The organism is Pseudomonas fluorescens, assembly GCF_041354075.1.
Classification (GTDB): Bacteria; Pseudomonadota; Gammaproteobacteria; order Pseudomonadales; family Pseudomonadaceae; genus Aquipseudomonas; species Aquipseudomonas fluorescens_CE.
In genome coordinates, this window is sequence record NZ_JARZGC010000001.1 from 391664 (window position 1) to 414005 (window position 22342).

Here is a 22342-nt window from a genome sequence, read left to right on the forward strand (position 1 = left end):
GGAGACCTGCATCATGGCGCGAGCGGGAAATAAATGAAAGCAGGCTAACGATTAAAATACCGCCTGTGAGCCGACGACCATCCCTGTAGGAGCGAGCATGCTCGCGATGGTCGTCCGGACGACGCGGGGCATCAGGTACCCCGCGTCATCGTTGACGACCATTACAGGGGAATGTGTTTTAGAACACTACACCCTGGCTGCGCAGGTAGTCGTCATAGGTGCCGCTGAAATCGGTCACGCCGTTCGGGCTCAACTCGATGATGCGGGTGGCCAGGGACGATACGAACTCACGGTCGTGGCTGACGAAGATCAGCGTGCCCGGGTAGTTTTCCAGCGCCAGGTTCAGCGCCTCGATGGATTCCATGTCCAGGTGGTTGGTCGGTTCGTCCATCACCAGTACGTTGGGCTTTTGCAGAATCAGCTTGCCGAACAGCATGCGACCTTGCTCACCACCGGAGATCACCTTGACCGACTTGAGGATCTCGTCGTTGGAGAACAGCATCCGGCCCAGGGTGCCACGAATCACTTGCTCGCCCTGGGTCCACTGGCCCATCCAGTCGAACAGGCTGACGTCGTCTTCGAAGTCGTGAGCGTGGTCCTGGGCGTAGTAGCCCAGCTCCGCGCTCTCGGTCCACTTCACGGTGCCGGCGTCCGGGCTCAGCTCACCCATCAGGGTGCGCAGCAGGGTGGTCTTGCCGATACCGTTCGGGCCGATGATCGCCACGCGCTCGCCGGCTTCGACGGTGAAGCTGAAGTTCTTGAACAGGGTCTTGCCGTCGAAGCCCTTGGACATCTGCTCGATGGTCACGGCCTGGCGGTGCAGCTTCTTGGTCTGTTCGAACCGGATGAACGGGCTGACGCGGCTCGACGGCTTGACCTCGGCCAACTGGATCTTGTCGATCTGCTTGGCGCGGGAGGTGGCCTGCTTGGCTTTCGAGGCGTTGGCCGAGAAGCGGCTGACGAAGGTCTGCAGCTCGGCGATCTGGGCTTTTTTCTTGGCGTTGTCCGACAGCAATTGCTCGCGGGACTGGGTCGCGGCGGTCATGTACTCGTCGTAGTTGCCCGGGAACAGGCGCAGTTCGCCGTAGTCCAGGTCGGCCATGTGGGTGCAGACGCTGTTGAGGAAGTGACGGTCGTGGGAAATGATGATCATGGTGCTGTTACGCGCCGTGAGAATGGTTTCCAGCCAGCGAATGGTGTTGATGTCCAGGTGGTTGGTCGGTTCGTCGAGCAACAGCACTTCCGGATCGGAGAACAGTGCCTGGGCCAGCAACACCCGCAGTTTCCAGCCCGGCGCGACTTCGGTCATCGGACCGAAATGCTGTTCCAGGGGAATGCCCAGGCCCAGCAGCAGTTCACCGGCACGGGATTCGGCGGTGTAACCGTCCATTTCGGCGAACTCGGTTTCCAGCTCGGCCACGGCCATGCCGTCCGCTTCGCTCATTTCCGGCAGCGAGTAGATGCGATCGCGCTCGGCCTTGACCTTCCACAGCTCCTCGTGACCCATGATCACGGTGTCGATCACGCTGTACTCTTCGTAGGCGAACTGGTCCTGACGCAATTTACCCAGGCGCACGTTCGGCTCGAGCATGACCTGGCCGCCGGACGGCTCGAGGTCGCCACCGAGGATCTTCATGAAGGTCGACTTGCCGCAGCCGTTGGCGCCGATCAGACCGTAGCGGTTGCCGTTGTTGAACTTGACCGAAACGTTTTCGAAAAGCGGCTTGGCGCCGAACTGCATGGTGATGTTAGCTGTAGAAATCAAAGGTTTTTCCTGCGAAGCATTCAGAGTAGCCAGGGTGGCGGCAGTACCGCGCTTGGCCCGAGTCGAAGTGCGCTGAGGCGGGGATCATTCCCGTCATCAACCAACGGGGCGCAAAGTTTGGCGGCGATTGTACTGGTCTGGCTCCTTAAACGATAGGGCGTTGAGGCCCTGGAATGCGTTGGCGGTATCAGCGGGCAGATTTTCACATCTGTAATTCACTATTAGTTACAAATAGTGGCTAAAATGCCGCTTTCGACTGGCCGACAAGCGCGGACGCAGTTTGTTCACTTTTGACGTGTGACGATTCCGTGAAACTCATCATTGCCGCTATCTATGTAGTCTCGATCGCCTACGTCCACCTGCGTGGCCGTGTGCGGCACAAGCTGGGCCGCCAGTTGAGCGACCACTCGTCGTTCCTGGCGCCGATCAACTGCTTCCTTTATCTGTTCTCGAAAAAGCCCAACAAACCGTTTCTCGACCCGGCCGAGTTTCCGGACCTGAGCCCCTTGCAGGCTCACTGGGAAGAGATCCGTGCCGAGGGGCAGAACCTGCTGCGAGCCGGCGAAATCAAGCGCTCGAACCAGTATGACGATGTCGGTTTCAATTCCTTCTTCAAGACCGGCTGGAAGCGTTTCTACCTCAAGTGGTACGGCGACAGCCATCCGTCGGCGATGAAACTCTGCCCGCGCACCACCGAGTTGGTGCAGGGCATCGGCTCGATCAAGGCCGCGATGTTCGCCGAGTTGCCGCCCGGCTCCAAACTGGTCCGCCATCGTGACCCGTACGCCGGCTCCTACCGCTATCACTTGGGCCTGGAAACACCGAACGACGCCGGTTGCTACATCAACGTCGATGGCGAGAGCTATCACTGGCGCGATGGCGAAGCGGTGATGTTCGACGAAACCTTCATTCATTACGCGGAAAACACCACCGACCAGAACCGCATCATCCTGTTCTGCGACATCGAGCGGCCGATGAAGTACCGCTGGGCGGCAGCGTTCAACGGCTGGTTCAGCCGCAACGTGATGTCGGCGGCAGGTGCACCCAACGATGTCGGGGATCGCACCGGCGGTCTCAATCGTCTGTTCGCCCGGATCTACAAGATCCGCCTGCGCGGCAAGGCGCTGAAGAAGCGTAACCGCAAGCTGTATTACCTGGAGAAGTGGGCGATTTTTGCGGGGTTGCTGGCGGTGTTTGTGTTGATCTAAGCATCAGAGTCAGGCGATACCGGTAGGGGCGAGCATGCTCGCGATGGTGGTCAACGATGACGCGGGGCGTCAGGATACACGCAGTGTCCGGGCGCCCTTCGCGAGCATGCTCGCTCCTACAGGAAAGCATGAACGGTCAACCGCTTGAGCGTTTGCTGGTTTTCTTGGCAGCGGGTTTGGCCGGCGCTTTCGCTTTCGGTTTGGCCGCCGCCTTGCCGCCGAGACTGCGTTTAAGCAGCTCGGTCAAGTCGATCACATCCGCCGACTTGCGCTCTTCCTCGCCGGTGGCCGTTTCCACGTCCTCGATCTGGCCCTCGTTGGCTTTTTTCTCCACCAGCGCCATGATCTTTTCCTGGAAGCTGTCGCGGTACTCCGACGGGTTCCAGTCACCGCTCATGTCCTGAACCAGGCGCTTGGCCATGTCCAGTTCACCCTTGGCCAGCGTTGGCTTGGTGACCTCAGCGCCCAGTTCGAGGGTATCGAGACTGCGCACTTCCGCAGGCCAGCGCAGCATCACCAGCACCAGCGCATCCTCCACCGTCATCAGCGCCGCCAGGTGCTGCTTGGTGTGCAGCACCACGTGGGCGAGGGCAACCTTGTTGGTTTTGCTCAGGGTTTCCCGCAGCAGCGCATAGACCTTGCCGCCGCGTTTGTCCGGCGCCAGGTAGTAGGGCGTGTCGATGTTCTGCAGCGGGATCTGATCACTGTCGACGAAGGAAAAGATGTCGATGGTCTGCGTGGACAGCGGGTGCGCCGATTTGATCTCTTCTTCGCTGAGCACCACGTAGCGGCCCTTTTCGTGTTGCACACCCTTGACGATGTGCTCCTTGGTCACTTCCTTGCCGGTCACCTTGTTCACACGCTTGTAGCCCACCGGCTCCATGCTGCGGCTGTCGAGCCAGTCGAAGTCGACGCCCTGGGAAGACGTCGCCGAAACCAGTGCCACAGGGATATGCACCAGCCCGAAACTGATTGCGCCTTTCCAGATTGCCCGTGCCATGTTCGCCGCCTCCCGAGTGATGATCAGGTGACCCGAGCCCCACCGCAAAAGTTTCAGTGACGTGAAGGCCTTTGCGGCCGTGGGCTCAACTTCGTGTTACATCTTGGCCCGCAGGTTTGGGTTAACAAATGCGAACCCTGGGCGTAGCGTGCAATCGAAGGCTGTACACCGGGAGAAGCCGCCTTGGAGAGCCCGCCCATGAACCGATTGACGCTTGGCCTTGTCGCGATGGCATTGAGTGGCGTGCTGGGCCAGGTTGCCCTGGCTGAAGTCCGCCCGCCCGCCAGCGCCTTGTTGTTGGCCCAAAGCCCGACAGGCGCCGCCAGCAACCCTTACAACAGCCCGATCCGCCGGGCCAACCCCAACAGCATGCAGGGCACGCAGCCCAGTGCGCCGGTCATTCGCGGGCCCAATACCGTGCCGGTGCCCAGGCCTCCGACGCTGGACAATGGCGGCATTGGCAACCGCTATCCTCAGGATCGGACGGCGCCCGCCAGCCCACCGAAGTTCATTCCCAACCCACCGCCTCGCGATGCGAAAACCCGTTGAGCGGTCCGCCTTCCCAACGACATAAGGAATCGTGCATGTTGCGTAAAACCCTGCTGGCCACCTTCTGCGCCAGCGTCCTGACGGGCGCCTCCGTGCCCGCGTTCGCCGCGCCCGCTCAGGAACTGAAAAGCGAGCAGGGCACCCTCGAGGTCACGCCGATTGCCAAAGGCCTGGATCATCCCTGGGCATTGGCATTCCTGCCGGATCAGAAGGGCATGCTGGTCACCGAGAAACGCGGCAACCTGCGTGTGGTCAGCGCCGACGGCAAACTGTCGGCGCCCATCAGCGGAGTGCCGCAGGTCTGGTCCAAGAGCCAGGGCGGCTTGCTCGACGTGGTGCTGTCGCCTGACTTCCAGCAGGATCGCACCGTCTACCTGTCCTACGCCGAGGGCGGTGGTGAAGGCGGCACGGCCGGCACGGCGGTCGGTCGCGGACAACTGTCGGAAGACTTGACTGCCCTGCGCAATTTCAAGGTGATCTTCCGCCAGGAACCGAAACTGTCCACCGGCAATCACTTCGGCTCGCGGCTGGTGTTCGACCGCGACGGCTACCTGTTCATCTCCCTGGGTGAAAACAACGACCGGCCGACCGCCCAGGACCTGGACAAACTGCAAGGCAAGATCGTGCGGATCTACCCCGACGGCAAGGTGCCGGACGACAACCCCTTCGTCGGCCAGGCCGGCGTGCGCCCGGAAATCTGGTCCTACGGCCAGCGCAACCCGCAAGGCATGGCGCTCAACCCCTGGACCGGCGTGCTCTGGGAAAACGAGCACGGCCCCCAGGGCGGTGACGAACTCAACATCATCGAGCGCGGCAAGAACTACGGCTGGCCGCTGGCGACCCATGGCATCAACTATTCCGGGCAACCGATCCCCGAGGCCAAGGGCAAGAAAGCCGAGGGCACCCTGGCGCCGCACCACGTCTGGGAAAAATCCCCTGGCTTGAGCGGCATGGCGTTCTACGACGCCGACCGCTTCAAGCCTTGGCAGCACAACGTATTCATCGGCGCACTGGCGACCCAGGAACTGATTCGCCTGCAGTTCGACGGCGACCGCGTGGTTCACGAAGAGCGCCTGATGGGTGAGTTGAACCAGCGCATTCGCGACGTGCGGCAGGGCCCGGATGGGTATCTGTATGTGCTGACCGATGACAGTGACGGCGTGTTGTACAAGGTCGGTCTGAAGTAATCGCCCCGACCCGAGCCCTGTCGCCGCGGGCAGGCCTGTGGCGACAGGGTTGCGGTCAATCGTTCTCAGGGCGGTAGAGCACCACCGCCGCCCGCAATTTGCCGCGTCCGAAGCTGCACATTTTCTGGAACTCGGCCTGGCTGACCGGCAAATGCTGGCAATCCATCGGCTGACGATGCTGGCTATGATCCACATCGGGGTCGTGCAGGTAGACGAATTCTTCGTCGTAATCGGTAACGACCACCCAGTGGGGCGATTTCGAGCGGGTCAGCCGATAGCTGCTGATCAGCACCAGCGGCTGGCCGCCATCAGCGAGCAGGCGTGGCAGGTCCAGCGGGACGCCGATCAACTGTTCGACAGGTGTCACGTTCAACTGGGCCATGAACTCATCGTGTACCAGGCGCATGACGTCTTTTTTATGCGCGTCGCGCACACCTTCGAGAAACAACGGCCCGGCCATGCTGACTTGCAGCTGCACCCGGAAGCCACGCCGCGCGGCTGCAAGCGCCAGGCCCTGCGGGCTGCACCCGCCATGGCCCGAGGTCATGAACACGGTGGTTGCCTCGCGCCAGATCTGCAGCTCTTCTCGTCGCTCCAGCACGCGGGCAGCCTGCAATGCGCCCATGGCCATCAACAGGCATGCCGGGCCACAGGTGAAATCGGTGGTCTGCCCGTACCAGGGCACATTGATGTTGCGCGAATCGCGGTGCTCAAGGATGCGCTTCTCCAGGCGCAGCGCGTCGGCGTGGTCCTGGTAGTAGTCGTGGATCAGGGCGAAGCGTCGATACCCGTTGCGTTCATACAGGGCAATCGCCGCCGGGTTGTCGATGCGCACTTCCAGTCGCAGGTACGCGCAGTCATGGGCCAGGGCGCAGGCTTCGATGCGTGCGAGCAACTGTTTGCCCAACCCGCTGCCGCGGGCCTCTTCGGCGATGGCCAGCGAGTACAGGCGGGCCAGCGATGTGCCGCGATGAAACAGCACCACGGCGTAACCCAGCAATTGCCCGTTCCGGTCAGCCACCCAGAGCTGCCCATGGGCGCGGTTGATCATCCATTGAAAGCTGCGACTGGTGAGCCGGTCCGTGGTGAAGCATTGCTGTTCAAGGGCCAGCAGTTCAGGTAAATCCTCAACTACCGCCAGGCGAAAGACAGTATTCATATGACCGCCGTAAAAGTTGCGTAACGAAACGGGACTTTCGAAAAAGTTCGTGCTTAATAGAAAAGGTCTTGTTCTCCAACGGATCAATCTCTATGTCAGCGGTACAGGGTCATTGGCGCGAAGTATCCGAGCAAAGTTTGCCGGCGGCAACTTATTTAAATCCGGGTGGCAGAACTTCCAGTCAGTTGATAATCATCGTCGAACGCAAGGAAGATTGGGCGTCCTATTTTCCCAGCGAAGACATCGTCAGCGCCCAGGAATACCTTGAGCAAACACGCGGTAACGAGCAGGGCAAGCGGGTTCAGGTCATCAACCTGTGCCGCAGCTACAAGTACCTGGGACACGGCTATTACTGCTCGCTGCTGGCCGAGGCGCGAGGGCACAAGGTCATTCCGTCGGTGCGTACCATCAGTGAATTGACCCGCAAGTCGTTGTACGGCCTCGCCCTGGACGACCTGGACAAAACCCTGGAAAAGGCCCTCAGTCATCATCTTTACAGTGATACAGAAGGCTTTACCCTGACGCTTTACTTTGGCCAGACCCATATAGGGCCGCTGCAGGATCTGGCGCGGCAGTTATTTGAAGTATTCGCCTGTCCGATATTGCTGGTTGAGTTTCGTCGAACTAACGGTTGGCACATCGAGGGCATAAAGTCAGGCGCGCTGCATAAGTTGAGGGAAGATCAGGAAGATCAGTTCGCCCACTCGCTCGACAGTTTCAGTCGCAAGATCTGGCGCCTGCCGCGTTCACGACGGGTGGCCCGTTACGACCTGGCGATCCTGCACGACCCGCAGGAAGCACTGCCGCCTTCCAACCCCGCAGCGTTGGACAATTTTGTTCGTGTCGGCAAGACACTGGGCATTGATGTCGAGCTGATCGAGCGCAAGGACTATGCGCGCATCGCCGAATACGACGGTCTGCTGATCCGTGAGACGACCAGTGTCGACAACCACACCTACCGATTTGCCAAGAAAGCCGAGAGCGAAGGGCTGGTGGTGATGGATGATCCGACCTCGATCCTGCGCTGTACCAACAAGGTCTACCTCACCGACCTGCTCAAGAGCCATCAGTTGGGCATGCCGGCCACCGAAATCCTCTACAAGGAACGACCACAGGACTTTGAACGTGTGGGCGAGCGCCTGGGTTTCCCATTGGTGTTGAAGATCCCCGATGGCTGTTTCTCCCGGGGGGTGATCAAGGTGGAAAGCCAGCAGGCCTTGCTTGAGGCGACCGCCGAATTGTTCGAACACTCGGTGCTGTTGCTGGCTCAGGAGTTTTTCTACACCGAATACGACTGGCGGATCGGCGTGCTCAATCGCAAACCGATCTTTGCCTGTCAGTACTTCATGTCCAAGGGCCATTGGCAAATCTACAACCACAAGGCCAAGGGCCAGGACATCAACGGCGAATGCCGCACCCTGGCGGTCCACGAAGCGCCGCGGGCCGTGGTGGAGCTGGCGGTGAAGACCGCGAATCTCATCGGCGACGGCCTCTATGGCGTGGACCTCAAACAGTCCGGCGACAAGGTGGTGGTGATCGAAGTCAACGACAACCCGAACATGGACGCCGGCATCGAGGACGCCTATTTGCAGGACGACTTGTACTCGCTGGTGCTTGAGGAGTTCGTGCGTCGGCTGGAACTCAAACGTCGCGGCCAGGCCTGGTGAGTGGCCGATGATCAAGAGCTTTCAACTGAACAACGGGGTGTTGCAGGCGGTCGAGCGGCTGGACGCTGAAGTCATGCTGTTCAGCAACCCCGATGCCGCCGAGCGTGACCTGCTGCACAGCCATTTCAAGCTCGATGAACACGCGTTGGCCTCGGCCCTGGACCCGGACGAGGTGTCGCGTATCGAGTTTCATCCCGACAATCTGTTCCTGATCTGGAAGCGCCCGGAAAACTATTCCGGTGCCGATAGCCTGGCCTTTGAAGTGTCGTCCTGCGGCCTGCTGTTCTGCGCCCAGCGTCTGTTGGTGATCGCCACCGACGATTCGCCGCTGCACGGTCTCGGCACCCGGCAACGTCTGAATACGCCACTGGATGTGCTGCTGGACCTGCTGTTCAACAACATCCATCACTACCTGGGCCACCTCAAGGTGATCAAACTGGTCGCGCGGGAGTTGCAGCAGAAGTTCAACCGCTCGATGCAGAACCAGCACCTGATCCAGATGTTCAATCTCAGCGAGAGCCTGATCTATTACATCAATGCGATCCACAGCAACGGCGCGGTCCTGACCCGTTTGCGCAACCACGCGGAAAAACAGCGCTTCAGCGCCGAGGCCATCAGCCTGATCGACGACCTGATCATCGAAAACAACCAGTGTTACAAACAGGCGGAAATCTATTCCACGGTGTTCTCCGGGTTGATCGAGGCCCGTGGCAACCTGATGAACAACAGCATGAACAACCTGCTGCGCAAGCTGACACTGATCAACGTGGTGTTCCTGCCGCTGAACCTGATCGCGAGCATCGGCGGCATGTCCGAATTCAGCATGATGACCGCCGGCACGCCGTGGTGGGTGTCGTACCCGTTGTTCCTCAGCGCGATGATGGCAGGCGCCGGAGTGATGGTGCTGGGGCTGCGGAGGCTGGCGAAGTGATCTGCATGCCAATCTCCTGTGGGAGCGGGCTTGCTCGCGAAGGCGATCTGCAATTGATCATTGACTTGCCCGGCGCGCCCGGCTAATTTCCAGTCATGACTTTCACCGTACTGCGCTGCCAGCCAAGCATTATTACCGCCATTCCTCATTTGGCGGGCTAGCTCACGACTGCAGCACCCAACCCGCCCTAGAGGCGGGTTTTCACTTTCTGTCTCCGGGCTTTTGATCAGCGTCAGGAGACGATCATGAACCACTCGCCCGCCCAGCAGACCTTGCTTGAGCATTACGTCAAAAAGATCCTCGCCGCGCCGGTGTACGAGCTGGCGGTGCGCACGCCGTTGCAGGCGGCGCCGGCGTTGTCCGATGCGTTAGGCAACCGGATTCTGCTCAAGCGTGAGGATTTGCAGCCAACCTTCTCCTTCAAGATCCGTGGCGCCTACAACAAGTTGGTGCAGCTCAGTGATGAGCAGAAGGCGAGCGGGGTGATCACGGCGTCCGCCGGCAATCACGCTCAAGGGGTGGCACTGGCGGCGCGAGAGCTGGGGATTGGTGCAACCATCGTCATGCCTTCGACGACCCCGGAACTCAAGGTGCTCGGGGTGCGCAGTCGCGGCGCCGAGGCGGTGTTGCACGGCGAGAGTTTTCCCTTCGCCCTGGCCCATGCGCTGGAACTGGCCGAGCGCAGCGGCCGCACCTTTGTTTCCCCGTTCGACGACCCGGACGTGATTGCCGGGCAAGGCACCGTGGCCATGGAGATCCTGCGCCAGCACCAGGGCGAGCTGGATGCGATTTTTGTTCCGGTGGGCGGTGGCGGCTTGATCGCCGGCATCGCCGCGTACGTCAAATACCTGCGACCGGAGGTGCGCATCATCGGCGTCGAGTCCGAGCATTCCGCGTGCCTGCAAGCGGCGATGAATTCAGGCGAGAGGGCCGTCCTGCCCAGCGTCGGCACGTTCGCCGATGGCGTGGCGGTCGCGGAGATCGGCGCTTATGGTTTTGAGGTGTGCCGCTTCTGCGTCGATGAAGTCCTGACCGTCAGCAACGACGAACTGTGCGCCGCGATCAAGAATATCTACGACGATACCCGCTCGATCACCGAGCCTTCCGGGGCATTGGCGGTGGCGGGGATCAAGAAGTATGTTGCGCAGACCGGCGTCAAAGGGCAAACCCTGATCGCCATCGATTCAGGGGCCAACATCAATTTCGACAGCTTGCGGCATGTGGCTGAGCGGGCGGCGTTGCAGGCCGTATAATCGACACAAATCCCCTGTAGGAGCGAGCATGCTCGCGATGGTCGTGAGCGATAACGTTGGCTACCTGTAAGCCAACTGTGTCTGCGCCACCATCGCGAGCATGCTCGCTCCTACAGGGGAGGGGCGTTGCAATTTGCAGGCGTAAAAACCGGCGTTATTGCAAATTGCATGGGCGCAATAACAAATGGGTTGGCTAACTCATTGATTTACCGATGAGCTGCACGGCGAAACTCCAGGCACGTTTTATGCTGTAGATGTCTTTACAGAACTGGCCACCGAGCCGGTCATAGCTTGTCGTCTCGTTTTCGCACGCTCAGGAGAGCTGTCATGTTTTTATCTGCCTTGGAACTTCGTAACATCATCGAAAGCAGTTTTCTGCCAAAACGCTGCCAATGCACGCTATCCCCGGATCTGTCGATGACAGTCAGGGTCTTCTCCGATGCCCAGACGGATCAGGTCGACCTGCTGGCCACCGGTATCAACGCCCGCTCGCTGACCAGTTGCCGGGAAATCAACAACCTCATTGCCGGGCTGCGCTCGGACATGCAGGCCCAGACCCACTTGCAGCACGCTCAACAGAAAGCCGTTTGATCAGCACCTGTCTCCCTCGGGTCTGGCCATGCCGCCAGACCCCGACGCCGTAGCGCCATTCAATCGTGATCCGTGCACGCCTGTGACAGCTTGCGATAGCTGATTTCTGCGGGTTTGCCCGCGCCATCGATGTATTTCATGTCCGCTGTCACGACCTTGCATTCCAGGGTGGCCGGTTCGCTAAGCGACACCACTTTGGCCACGTGCAACGGCATGCCGTATTCATAAGGTACCGCTTGCGTGTCGTTGGCCTGGGCGAGCCCGGTAAACGCTGTGCAGGCGAGGGCGGTGGTGGCGAGCAAGGTGCGCATGTTCATGGGTGTTCTCCGGTGCAGTGGCGAGTCAACCCGACGAGGGCGTCGGGCCATCCGCACTGGGCATCAGAAGAACCTGAGGGCGTGCGGTCCAATACAGTGTTGGACCGCAGCCTTAAGCGATGGTTAAGCCGGCTGAATGCCGCCTGTCGTGTAGGGTGTTTTTGTCAGGTAATTCGCTGAAACCAAATTCTTCGCCAGCCTCGGCTTCGTCCTACGAACCGGGTTGCCTTTGTCTGCTATCGCCGGAAAGGGCGCGGCGATTAAGGTTTGGGCTCGCCGCAAAATCAGCGAACAGGTTTGGTCACCTGATTAATCAAGCAATGTGGCATCATCGCGCCGCAGACGCGGTTCTACGTCTGTGTCGTTATGGCGGCTGTGTGCCGGACGCCTTCGGGCGAGCCGAGTTGCTTGAGATCGGTTGACCAAACCTGTACACAGTCCGCCTCCCACCCTTTGGTCAAGGTGTTGGAGATTAATCAGCGACATCTCAGGTAAATAAATATGCCTACACTAAACGCTTTCCCTCATCGTTATCGTCCCGTCCAAACCAGCGTCACCGATTCATCACCCTTGGTCATTGACACCCAGGCCGACCCTCAAGACATCCTCGAAGCCGCCCTGCAACGCATCCGCGCCTCCAGCGAGTTGTTGGAAACCCTGCACATCCATTCCTTCAGGGACGGTGGCGTCGAAGACATCCCGCACCTGACCCATGCGCTCTACCTGCTCACCCAGGATGGCTGCGACCTGCTCAAGGTGGCGCAACAGCGGCTGCTGAGCTGGCAGGCGCCGATCTGATATTGCTGTGGTGTTAGTTGGATCGCTATCGCGAGCAAGCCCGCTCCCACAGTTGACCGAGTTGTATCAGGACGAACACGGTCAACTGTGGGAGCGGGCTTGCTCGCGATGGGGCCCTATGGCTCAGCTCAGATCCAGCTGCCGCCGATACGGCAGATCCGGCCCGGTCTTGCTGCACGTCAGCGCCGCAGCCTGCACGGCAAACTTCAACATGGCGTCGATGTGCTCGCGCTCAAGCGACTGCACACCCTCCACCGAATCCATTCCGTGCTCGGTCAACCAGGTAATCAACGCCGCCTGGAAGGTATCGCCCGCGCCCACGGTGTCGGCAATCTTCACCGCAGCGGCCGGCACCGACCAGCTGCCATGCTGACGGCTGAACACCGTCGCGCCTTCACCGCCCCGGGTCAGGAACACCAACTGACACCGATGCTGCAACCAGCCATTGATCACCTGTGCCGGGTCCTGCTCGGGGTAGAGGAGGTGCAGGTCCTCGTCGCTGACTTTGATCAGGTCGGCCAGTTGCACCAGTTCCGCCACCCGTGAACGCCACAGGTCGATGTCGGGTTCGGGGTTGAGCCGCACGTTCGGGTCGAGGCTGATCAGGCGCTTGCCGGTTTCGCGCTGAACCAGCGCCAGCAGGGTGTCGGCAATCGGCTGCACCACCAGCGAGTACGAGCCAATGTGCAAACCGCGCACCTCCGGGCCGAGGGCCGGCAGGTGTTCGATGCGCAACTGCCGGTCCGCACAGCCTTCGCCCCGGAAGCTGTATTGCGGCGAACCGTTGGCGCCGAGTGCGACCATGGCCAGGGTCGTGGGCGCGGCGAAATCGATCAGGTAGTCGGCGCGCACGCCTTCCTCGTGCAGCACCTGCTGCAAGCGCCGGCCCAGGTAGTCGGTGGACAACCCGGCGAGCAGCGCCGAGTCCACCCCCAGGCGGCGCAGGCCCACTGCGACGTTGAACGGCGAGCCCCCGGCAATCGCCTTGAAATTCACTTTTGAAGCCAGGCCGCTGGCATCTTCTTCACTGAAGAAATCGAACAGCGCTTCGCCACACACCAGATACATAGTTGTTCGCTCTTTAAAGGGTTGCGACATGCTGTTGATAGCGTTCATAGGCCTGCTGGAACGCCGCCACGTTGGCGGCCACCGGCAGGGTTTCGCTGGCCGGATCGAGGCTGACGCAACGCTCGCACAAATCCTCCAGGCTGTCTTCACCGCCGTTGGCCCGCGCCGTGCACCACGCCGCCTGGATCGCCGCGCCGAGGGCAGCGGCTTCGCTGTGGCGGGTGCAGACCACCGGGGTGTTCATGATGTCGGCGACGATCTGGCGCCACACCGGGCTTTTGGAGCCACCGCCGATCAAGCGGATGCTGCGGCTTTGCAGGCCATTGTTGCGCAGCAGGTCCAGGCCGTAACGCAAACCGAAGGTGGTGCCCTCGACCACGGCGCGGCACAGGTTGGCCTTCGTCAGGTTGGTCATGGTCAGGCCCGTCAGGCTGCCGGTGGCGTGGGGCAGAGCGGGGACGCGTTCGCCGTTGAAAAACGGCAGCAGGCTGACGCCCTCGGCGCCGATGGGCGCTTGTGCGACCAGTGCGTTGAACTGGGCGATGTCGAGGTCGAGCAGCTCGCGAACGGCGCCGGTGGCGTTGGTCAGGTTCATGGTGCAGATCAGCGGCAGCCAGCCGCCGCTGGAGGAGCAGAAGGTCGCGACCGAGGCATCGGGGCTGACGCGGGGCTGATCGGCGTAGGCGTAGACGGTGCCGGAGGAACCCAGGCTCATGGTGATGGCGCCGGGCTGGATGTTGCCGGTGCCGATGGCGCCCATCATGTTGTCGCCGCCCCCGCTGGACACTCGCGCCCACGGGTTGAGGCCCAGCTCTTGAGCGATGGCCGGCAGCAGGGTGCCCACCGGCTCATGGGCCTCGATCAGTTGCGGCAGCGCCGCCTCCAGGTGGCCGCTGGGGTCGATGTCGCGCAGCAGCTGCAGATCCCACTGGCGGGTGCGCACGTTGAAATAACCGGTGCCCGACGCGTCGCCGTATTCGCTGCAGCTGCGGCCGGTGAGCCAGTGGTTGAGGTAGTCATGGGGCAACAGGATATGCGCGATTCGGGAAAATACCTCGGGGTGGTGTTCCTTGGTCCACAGCAGTTTGGACAGTGTGTAGCCCGGCGCGATGACCACGCCCAGGCGCTCCAGCGAGCCTGTTTCACCGCCCAGATAGGCCAGCAGGCGCTGGTTTTGCGGGGTGGATTCGGTGTCGCACCAGAGTTTGGCCGGGCGCAGCACGTGGCCCTGATCATCGAGCAGCACCAGGCCATGCTGCTGGCCGGATACACCGATGCCGAGGATCGCCTGGCCGTCGACGTTGGCGTCGAGCAGCGCACGGCGCGTGGCCAGTTTGAAGGCTTCGAGCCATTGTGTGGTGTCCTGCTCGCGCCGGCCATTGGCGGCGGTGATCAGGGTGTGGGCGGCGGCGCCTTCACCCAGGACCTGACCGCTGGCCGCGTCGAGGATGATGGCCTTGGTGCCCTGGGTGCCGCAGTCGATGCCTAGGTAGAGGGGTTGGGTGGGCATGTTAGGGTCCTCGGTGGTTCAGGTTCAAACTGTTTGGTGAATGTGCTGCCGTATTCGCTGGCAAGCCAGCTCCCACAAGGATCAACGCCGTTCACAAGTTTGTGGTTCGTTGCCAAACACTGTGGGAGCTGGCTTGTCAGCGAAGACGGCGGCACATTCACCGCCGCCACTAAGCCAACACCCGCTCCAACGTCCGAGAAACCCCCACCTCCCGCAAACTGTTGCAGCACCACTCGAACGCCGCCACGAACTCGGCCGAGCGTGGAATCGCCGTGCCGAAAATCTCTTCGACGGCCAGCAACCGCTGTGTAATCAACGCATCATCCGCCACCAGTGCCTGGCAGAACGCCGCCCGTGGGTCGGGAATCGCATAGGTCTGGCCCTGTTCATCCACCCCCTTGAGGTACAGCGCCCAGGCCGCCACCACCAGCGCCGCGCTTCTGGTGTCCTGGCCGTCGGCGATCAGACGGTTGATCGTCGGCACGGTGAACTTGGGAAACTTCGACGAACCGTCCGAGCACACGCGCTCCAACTGGTCGGCAATCGCCTGGTTGGAGAAGCGCTCGACCAGAGTGTTCTTGTAATCGCCCAGGTCGATGCCTGGCACGGGGGACAGTTGCGGTGTCACGTCCAGGTCCATGTAGGCGCGCATGTAGCGCACGAACAGCGGGTCGTTCATGGTTTCGTGGACGAAGCGATACCCCTTGAGGAACCCCAGGTACGTCAGCGCCAGGTGACTGCCGTTGAGCAGCTTGATCTTCATTTCCTCGTAGGGCGTGACGTCGTCGGTGAATTGCACGCCGACCTGTTCCCAGGCCGGGCGGCCGTTGACGAATTTGTCCTCGAGCACCCATTGCACGAATGGTTCGCAGACCACCGGCCAGGCATCGTCGACGCCGTGTTTGTCGGCTAGTTGCAGGCGATGGGCGGTGCTGGTCATGGGTGTGATGCGGTCGACCATGGCATTGGGGAAACTGACGTGGCGGGCGATCCAGTCCGCCAGGTCGGCGTCCTGCAGGGCGGCGTAGGCCAGCAGCGCCTTGCGGGTCACGGCGCCGTTGTGCGGCAGGTTATCGCAGGACATCAGGGTGAACGCCGGTGTGCCGGCGGCGCGGCGTTTGGCCAGGGCGGCGCAGAGGAAACCGAACACGGTGGTCGGGGCGTCGGGGTGGGCCAGGTCATGCTGGATCTGTGGCAGGTGCGCCATGAACTCGCCGTTGCTGTCGTCGATGCAATAACCACCTTCGGTGATGGTCAGCGAAACGATGCGGATCTCGGGGCTCGCCAGTTTGTCGATCAACGCCTGCGGGCCGTCCTCGGCCAGGAGCATGTCACGAATCGAGCCGATCACCCGGACTTCGGTGTCATCGGTGTCACCCAGTTCGAACAGGGTGAACAGGTAATCCTGCTCGCGCAGGTCGTCGCGGGCGCGGCGGTCTTCGGCGCGCAGGCCGACGCCGCAGATTGCCCAGTCCAGCCCGAAGCCGGTGTTCATCAAGGCGTCGGTGTAATACGCCTGGTGAGCGCGGTGAAATCCGCCGACGCCGATGTGAGCGATGCCCTGACGGGTGTCGCTGAGGGCGTAGGCCGGCAGAGCCACGTCGGGGGCAAGGTGATCGAGGTTGTGTGTGTTGAGTTTCATCGCAGGTTCTCTAGATCAGGCGGCAACGCGCAGCGGGCGGGCCAGGGCGACGCCGTCGGCATCGAACAAATGGCAGTGGTCGGCGTCCAGGTGCAGGCTCAGGGTTTCGCCGTAACGGCTGGCCAGGTCGCCGCGCACGCGCAGGGTCAAGGGTTCGCCGGACGCGGTCAGGACGTGGCAGAAGGTGTCGCTGCCCAGGCGTTCGCTGACGTCGGCGGTGACGGTCAGGGTGCAGTCCCCCGGTTTAGCCAGCTCCAGGTGTTCCGGGCGAATGCCCAGGGTCACCGCGCCGCCGACACTCAGGCTGGTACCGCTCAACGGCAGGCTGATGCGGGTGCCGGCGTCCAGTTGCACTTCGCAGCTCTGACTGTCTACGCGGGTAACCTGGCCCTTGAGGAAACCCATTTTCGGCGTGCCGAGAAAGCCCGCCACGAACAGGTTGGCCGGGTGGTGGTAGAGGTCCAGGGGCGAGCCGACCTGCTCGATCCGGCCACCGTTGAGCACCACCACCTTGTCGGCCATGGTCATGGCTTCGACCTGATCGTGGGTCACGTAGATCATGGTCGCCTGCAGCTCCTTGTGCAGGCGCAGCAGTTCCAGGCGCATCTGCACGCGCAGCGCCGCGTCGAGGTTGGACAGCGGTTCGTCGAACAGGAAGATTTTCGGGTTGCGCACAATCGCCCGGCCAATCGCGACTCGCTGACGCTGGCCCCCCGACAGTTGCTTGGGCTTGCGTTCGAGCATCGGCCCCAGTTCGAGGATGCGCGCCGCTTCGTCGACTTTCTTCTGCACTTCAGCCTTGGGCACGCCCGCCAGGTCGAGGGCGAACGACATGTTCTTGCGCACGCTCATGTGCGGGTACAGGGCGTAGGTCTGGAACACCATGGCCAGGTCGCGCTTGGCCGGGCTGACTTCGGTAATGTCGCGGCCATCGAGCTCGATGGTGCCGTCGCTGACTTCCTCGAGCCCGGCGATCAACCGAAGCAGGGTGGACTTGCCACAGCCCGACGGGCCGACGAACACCACGAATTCGCGGTCGTTCACTTCCAGGTCGATGCCCTTGATGATGGAAAAGCCTTCGAAGCCTTTTTGCAGATTGTTGATTTTCAGGTTGGCCATGGGGTGGGCCTCCGCTTGTTTTTATTCAATTGAACCGGGCTGCCGGAAACGACGCTGTACCCTGTGGGAGCGGGCTGGCCCGCGAAAGCGTCGTGTCAGTCAAATTGATGTTGGATGTGCCGACGTATTCGCGGGCAAGCCCGCTCCCACAGGGTTTTGTGACCGATTAGAGATTGGGCGATATTCACTTGACAGCACCAAACGACAGCCCCCGCACCAGCTGCTTCTGGCTGATCCAGCCAAAAATCAGGATCGGTGCACAGGCCAGGGTCGAGACCGCTGACAACTTGGCCCAGAACAAGCCTTCGGGGCTGGAGTACGAGGCGATCAGGGCGGTCAGTGGTGCGGCTTTCGAGGAGGTCAGGTTCAGCGACCAGAACGCCTCGTTCCAGCACAGGATCAGCGACAGCAGCACGGTGGAAGCCAGGCCACCCTTGGCAATCGGCAACAGCACCCGGAGCATTTCCTGGGCCAGGGTGGCGCCGTCCAGGCGGGCGGCTTCGAGGATGTCCTTGGGAATGTCCTTGAAGTAGGTGTAAACCATCCAGACCACGATCGGCAGGTTGATCAGCGTGTAGATCACGATCAGGGCGATGCGCGTGTCCAGCAGGCCGAAACTCTTGGCCAGCAGGTAGATCGGCATCAGCACGCCCACCGGCGGCAGCATCTTGGTCGAGAGCATCCACAGCAGCGTGCCCTTGGTGCGCTGGGTTTCGTAGAACGCCATGGAGTAGGCCGCCGGCACTGCAATCAGCAGGCACAGGGCGGTGGCGCTGAACGAAATCACCACCGAGTTCCAGGCGAAGCTGAAGTAATCACTGCGCTCGTTGATGTGCAGGTAGTTCTCCAGCGTCGGCGTGAAGATGAACTGCGGCGGCGTGGCGAAGGCGTCGATCTCGGTCTTGAAGCTGGTCAGCACCATCCAGAAAATCGGGAAGAAGATCAGGATCGCGATGGCCCAGGCCAGGGTGCCCAGCAGCAGGCTTTGCAGGCGACGGGATTGTTGAAGGGTCATGGCGCAGGCCTCAGGCTTTGTCTGTCAGGTTTTTGCCGATCATGCGCACCAGCACGATGGCCGCGATGTTGGCGATCACCACCGCGATCAAACCGCCCGCCGACGCCATGCCGACATCGAACTGCACCAGCGCCTGGTTGTAGATCAGGTAGGCGAGGTTGGTCGAGGCGTAGCCGGGGCCGCCGTTGGTGGTGGTGAAGATCTCGGCGAACACCGACAGCAGGAAGATGGTTTCGATCATTACCACCACGGCAATCGGGCGCGCCAGGTGCGGCAGGGTCAGGTGCCAGAAGATCGCGATGGGCCCGGCACCGTCCAGGCGCGCGGCTTCCTTTTGTTCCTGGTCAAGGGACTGCATGGCGGTCATCAGGATCAGGATCGCAAAGGGCAGCCATTGCCACGAGACAATGATGATGATCGACAGCAGCGGGTAGTGCGCCAGCCAGTCCACCGGTTGCGCGCCGAACAGCTTCCAGACGTAGGCGAGAATCCCCGACACCGGATGGAAGATCAGGTTTTTCCAGATCAGCGCCCCGACGGTGGGCATGATGAAAAACGGCGAAATGAGCATGACCCGCACGATGCCCCGCCCGAAAAAGTCGCTGGCCTCCAGCAACGCGCTGATCAGCACCCCCAGCACCACGCTGATCAGCAGCACGCTGCCGACCAGCAACAGGGTGTTGGTGGCACCGGGCATGAAGCCCGAGTCGGTGAGGAAGTAGCTGAAGTTCTCCAGCCCCACGAATTCGTTTTCGCCGGGGTAGAGCAGGTTGTAGCGGATCATCGAGAAATAGACGGTCATGCCCAGCGGCACGATCATCCACAACAGCAGCAACGCCACCGAAGGGCTGACCAGAAACCAGCCGGGGTTGGCCACCCGGGTTTTGCGTGCGGGTGGGGCGAGGTCCATTTGGGCTTTGGCGGTGGAAGTATTCATGAATTAAATCCGAGTCGTGCAGACCTACGAAGATCCCCTGTGGGAGCGGGCTTGCTCGCGAAAGCGGTGTGTCAGGTTCATCAATGTCCAATGACACACCGTCTTCGCGAGCAAGCCCGCTCCCACCCAAGGCAAGAGCGGGACGTGCGGGTTACTTCGGATAACCCGCCCGCTTCATCTCGCGTTCGGTGGTTTGCTGGGCGGCGGCCAGGGCCTGGTCGACCGTGGTCTGGCCGATCAGTGCGGCGGAGAACAGCTTGCCGACCTGGGTGCCCACCGCCTGGAACTCGGGGATGGTCACCAACTGAATACCGATGTAAGGCACAGGGCGCGCGCCCGGGTGGCTCGGGTCGGCCGCTTTCAGCGATTCCAGCGTGACCTTGGCGAACGGCGCGGCGTTCATGTACTCATCGCTGTAGGTCGAGGCGCGCGTGCCGGGCGGTACGTTGGCGATGCCATCGGTTTTGGCGACGAGGGCCCCGTACTCCTTGGAAGTGGCCCAGGCGCTGAAGGTTTTTGCCGCGTCCTTGGCCTTGGAGCTGGTGGGGATCGCCAGCGCCCAGGAATATAGCCAGGCCGAGCCTTTGTCGGTGGTTTCATGAGGCGCGTAGGTAAAGCCGACGTGGTCGCTGACCTTGCTCTGGGTCTTGTCGGTGACGAACGAGCCGGCGACGCTGGCGTCGACCCAGATCGCGCACTTGCCGCTGTTGAACAGCGCGAGGTTTTCGTTGAAGCCGTTGCTGGAGGCGCCGGGCGGGCCGGATTGCTTCATGGTGTCGACATAGAAGTTCAGCGCGTTTTTCCACTCGGGGCCGCTGAATTCCGGCTGCCACTTTTCATCGAACCAGCGGGCGCCGTAGGCGTTGGCCACGGTAGTGATCAGCGCCATGTTCTCGCCCCAGCCGGCCTTGCCGCGCAGGCAGATGCCGTATTGCTCCTTGCTCTTGTCGGTGAGTTTGCCGGCGAACTCGGCGATCTGGGTCCAGGTCGGGCGCTCGGGCATGGTCAGGCCGGCGTTCTTGAACAGGTCGGTGCGGTAATAGGTGATGGAGCTTTCGGCGTAGAACGGCAGGGCGTACAGCGTACCCTTGACCGACAAGCCTTCACGCACCGACGGGAACACGTCGTCGAGTTCGTAAGTGGCGGGCAAATCCTTCATCGGCTCCAGCCAACCCTTGGCGCCCCAGAGTGCGGCTTCGTACATGCCGATGGTCAGCACGTCGAACTGCCCGCCCTGGGTGGCGATGTCGGTGGTCAGGCGCTGGCGCAGGACGTTTTCTTCCAGCACCACCCAATTGAGCTTGATCTCCGGGTGCTCGGCCTCGAAGGTTTTCGAGAGCTTCTGCATGCGGATCATGTCGCTGTTGTTGACGGTGGCGATGGTCAGGGTCTGGGCGCCAAGGCTGACGCTGCTGAGGGTCATGCAGGTGAGGGCGAGCAGAGCTTTTACAGAAGATTGCATCGTGCACTCCTTTTCTGCGCCCGGCGGGTCACAGAAGGACAGTTATTGTTTTTGTGTCTTGCGGTGCTGCAAGAAGCTGGGCTGATTACAGCGTTCAATTGATGATGAAACAAATCATTCATCGCACTTCGATTGATACTTTTTTGCACTGGGGGTTTATTGGGGTAGACGCAGGGGAGGGGTTTGCGGCGTGACAACGTTATCGGATCTGTACAGGTTTTGTGGGCAGAGAGGCGGAGATTGCGATGAATCAGCCCAGATTCTGCTCGGTCAGCCGTTGCACCGCCAAGCGCCGATAGTGCGACGGCGTCATGCCCTTGAGCTGCTGGAAGCGCCGGTTGAAGTTGGAAATGTTGTTGAAGCCGGACTCGAAGCACACGTCGGTCACCGGTTTGTCGCCGTCGGCCAGCAACTCGCAGGACTTGCTGATGCGCAGCCGGTTGACGAATTCGATGAAACAGCGGCCCGTGGCCTGTTTGAACACGCGGCTGAAGTAGGTCGGCTTCATGCCCAGGTGCTCGGCGACTTCCTCCAGCGGCAGCTCGCGGGCGTAGTGGGCGAAGATGTAATCCACGGCACGGTTGGTGCGGTCGACGTTGTGTTCGTCCGCCAGTTGCGCGGTGGTCGCGCCGGACAGCAACTGGTAATCGTCGGTGCTGGCCAGCAGCTCCAGCAGAATGAAAAAATGCCCAAGCCGGGTCACGCCCTGGGTGTCGGCGATGCGCTGCATCAAGGTCATGGCCTGGCTGATCGTGTGCTTGCAGCGAAACTCGATACCGTACTGGGCGCGTTCCAGCAGCGGCGCCAGGGTCTTGAGCTCGGCGAACACCTGATGGCCGCTCTCGAACAGCTCGTCGGTGAAGTTGACCAGCATGTCGCGCTTGGGCACCACTTCGTCCTCGCCGACCTGGCTGATCCAGTTATGGGGCAGGTTGGGGCCGGTGAGGAACAGGGTTTGTGGATGGAAGTTGCCGATGTAGTCGCCAATGAACACCTTGCCGGAGCTGGCGACGATCAGGTGCAACTCGTATTCCTTGTGGAAGTGCCAGCGCACCAGCGGGCAGGGGAAACCGTGCTGGCGATAAATGATGGACAAGCCGTTGTGGTCATCCATCAGTTCGTAGGAGGGGTCGGTGACGCGGGCGGTTCGGGTCATGGCGGGCG

19 protein-coding genes and 1 pseudogene are annotated in these 22342 nt (G+C 61.4%); 8 read left to right on the forward strand and 12 right to left on the reverse strand.

Annotated elements, in window-relative coordinates; all coding sequences use genetic code 11:
- Positions 1–178: 178 nt before the first annotated feature.
- Positions 179–1765 (reverse strand): ABC-F family ATPase, encoded by a 1587-nt coding sequence (locus QIW53_RS01975; protein ID WP_371048016.1) that lies wholly within the window; start codon positions 1763–1765, stop codon positions 179–181.
- Positions 1766–2073: 308 nt separating this feature from the next.
- Between QIW53_RS01975 and lpxO the strand changes: the two genes are divergently transcribed.
- Entirely contained in the window at positions 2074–2973 is a 900-nt protein-coding gene (gene lpxO / locus QIW53_RS01980; RefSeq protein ID WP_371048017.1) for a lipid A hydroxylase LpxO, read from the forward strand.
- A 136-nt stretch (positions 2974–3109) separates the two neighbouring features.
- On the opposite strand, the gene ku is transcribed toward lpxO, so the two are convergent.
- Positions 3110–3973, reverse strand: a complete 864-nt coding sequence (gene ku / locus QIW53_RS01985; RefSeq protein ID WP_371048018.1) for a non-homologous end joining protein Ku — start codon at positions 3971–3973, stop codon at positions 3110–3112.
- A gap of 198 nt (positions 3974–4171) precedes the next feature.
- Between ku and QIW53_RS01990 the strand changes: the two genes are divergently transcribed.
- Together QIW53_RS01990 and QIW53_RS01995 are read left to right on the forward strand one after the other, a co-directional pair.
- Positions 4172–4522, forward strand: coding sequence for a hypothetical protein (locus QIW53_RS01990; protein WP_371048019.1), 351 nt, complete (start codon positions 4172–4174; stop codon positions 4520–4522).
- A 35-nt stretch (positions 4523–4557) separates the two neighbouring features.
- Positions 4558–5709: a PQQ-dependent sugar dehydrogenase gene (locus QIW53_RS01995; RefSeq protein WP_371048020.1), complete on the forward strand. Its 1152-nt coding sequence runs from the start codon at positions 4558–4560 to the stop codon at positions 5707–5709.
- Positions 5710–5764: 55 nt separating this feature from the next.
- On the opposite strand, the gene QIW53_RS02000 is transcribed toward QIW53_RS01995, so the two are convergent.
- Positions 5765–6868 carry a GNAT family N-acetyltransferase/peptidase C39 family protein gene (locus tag QIW53_RS02000; RefSeq protein ID WP_371048021.1) on the reverse strand — a complete coding sequence of 368 codons (1104 nt, stop codon included), beginning with the start codon at positions 6866–6868 and terminating at the stop codon, positions 5765–5767.
- A 92-nt stretch (positions 6869–6960) separates the two neighbouring features.
- On the opposite strand from QIW53_RS02000, the gene QIW53_RS02005 reads away from it, so the two are divergent.
- The 4 genes and pseudogenes from QIW53_RS02005 to QIW53_RS02020 all read left to right on the forward strand — a co-directional run bounded on the left by QIW53_RS02005 (position 6961) and on the right by QIW53_RS02020 (position 11310).
- Entirely contained in the window at positions 6961–8535 is a 1575-nt protein-coding gene (locus QIW53_RS02005) for a RimK family protein (protein ID WP_371048022.1), read from the forward strand.
- 7 nt (positions 8536–8542) lie between these two features.
- On the forward strand, positions 8543–9466 hold the full coding sequence (locus QIW53_RS02010) for a magnesium transporter CorA family protein (protein ID WP_192308615.1): 924 nt from the start codon (positions 8543–8545) through the stop codon (positions 9464–9466).
- Positions 9467–9711: 245 nt separating this feature from the next.
- Positions 9712–10707 (forward strand): annotated as a pseudogene (gene ilvA / locus QIW53_RS02015) (threonine ammonia-lyase, biosynthetic); the annotation flags it as partial.
- 339 nt (positions 10708–11046) lie between these two features.
- Positions 11047–11310 (forward strand): DUF1652 domain-containing protein, encoded by a 264-nt coding sequence (locus QIW53_RS02020; protein WP_371048023.1) that lies wholly within the window; start codon positions 11047–11049, stop codon positions 11308–11310.
- Positions 11311–11369: 59 nt separating this feature from the next.
- Here the strand turns inward: QIW53_RS02020 and QIW53_RS02025 are convergent, their stop codons facing one another.
- The gene (locus tag QIW53_RS02025; RefSeq protein ID WP_371048024.1) at positions 11370–11627 is read right to left on the reverse strand and encodes a DUF2790 domain-containing protein; all 258 of its coding nucleotides are present in this window, start codon (positions 11625–11627) and stop codon (positions 11370–11372) included.
- 501 nt (positions 11628–12128) lie between these two features.
- On the opposite strand from QIW53_RS02025, the gene QIW53_RS02030 reads away from it, so the two are divergent.
- Positions 12129–12425 (forward strand): hypothetical protein, encoded by a 297-nt coding sequence (locus QIW53_RS02030; RefSeq protein ID WP_371048025.1) that lies wholly within the window; start codon positions 12129–12131, stop codon positions 12423–12425.
- A 123-nt stretch (positions 12426–12548) separates the two neighbouring features.
- Here the strand turns inward: QIW53_RS02030 and QIW53_RS02035 are convergent, their stop codons facing one another.
- The 8 genes from QIW53_RS02035 to QIW53_RS02070 all read right to left on the reverse strand — a co-directional run bounded on the left by QIW53_RS02035 (position 12549) and on the right by QIW53_RS02070 (position 22334).
- Positions 12549–13493 (reverse strand): carbohydrate kinase family protein, encoded by a 945-nt coding sequence (locus QIW53_RS02035; RefSeq protein ID WP_371048026.1) that lies wholly within the window; start codon positions 13491–13493, stop codon positions 12549–12551.
- 13 nt (positions 13494–13506) lie between these two features.
- Entirely contained in the window at positions 13507–15003 is a 1497-nt protein-coding gene (gene xylB / locus QIW53_RS02040; RefSeq protein WP_371048027.1) for a xylulokinase, read from the reverse strand.
- A 169-nt stretch (positions 15004–15172) separates the two neighbouring features.
- Complete coding sequence (locus tag QIW53_RS02045) at positions 15173–16645, reverse strand: mannitol dehydrogenase family protein (RefSeq protein ID WP_371048028.1); 1473 nt, start codon at positions 16643–16645, stop codon at positions 15173–15175.
- A 15-nt stretch (positions 16646–16660) separates the two neighbouring features.
- Positions 16661–17764: an ABC transporter ATP-binding protein gene (locus tag QIW53_RS02050; RefSeq protein WP_371048029.1), complete on the reverse strand. Its 1104-nt coding sequence runs from the start codon at positions 17762–17764 to the stop codon at positions 16661–16663.
- Between the two features lie 184 nt (positions 17765–17948).
- Positions 17949–18779 (reverse strand): carbohydrate ABC transporter permease, encoded by an 831-nt coding sequence (locus tag QIW53_RS02055; protein ID WP_371048030.1) that lies wholly within the window; start codon positions 18777–18779, stop codon positions 17949–17951.
- A 10-nt stretch (positions 18780–18789) separates the two neighbouring features.
- Entirely contained in the window at positions 18790–19716 is a 927-nt protein-coding gene (locus tag QIW53_RS02060) for a carbohydrate ABC transporter permease (RefSeq protein ID WP_371048031.1), read from the reverse strand.
- A gap of 151 nt (positions 19717–19867) precedes the next feature.
- The gene (locus tag QIW53_RS02065) at positions 19868–21178 is read right to left on the reverse strand and encodes an ABC transporter substrate-binding protein (protein WP_371048032.1); all 1311 of its coding nucleotides are present in this window, start codon (positions 21176–21178) and stop codon (positions 19868–19870) included.
- A gap of 250 nt (positions 21179–21428) precedes the next feature.
- Positions 21429–22334 (reverse strand): AraC family transcriptional regulator, encoded by a 906-nt coding sequence (locus QIW53_RS02070; RefSeq protein ID WP_371048033.1) that lies wholly within the window; start codon positions 22332–22334, stop codon positions 21429–21431.
- Positions 22335–22342 lie beyond the last annotated feature (8 nt).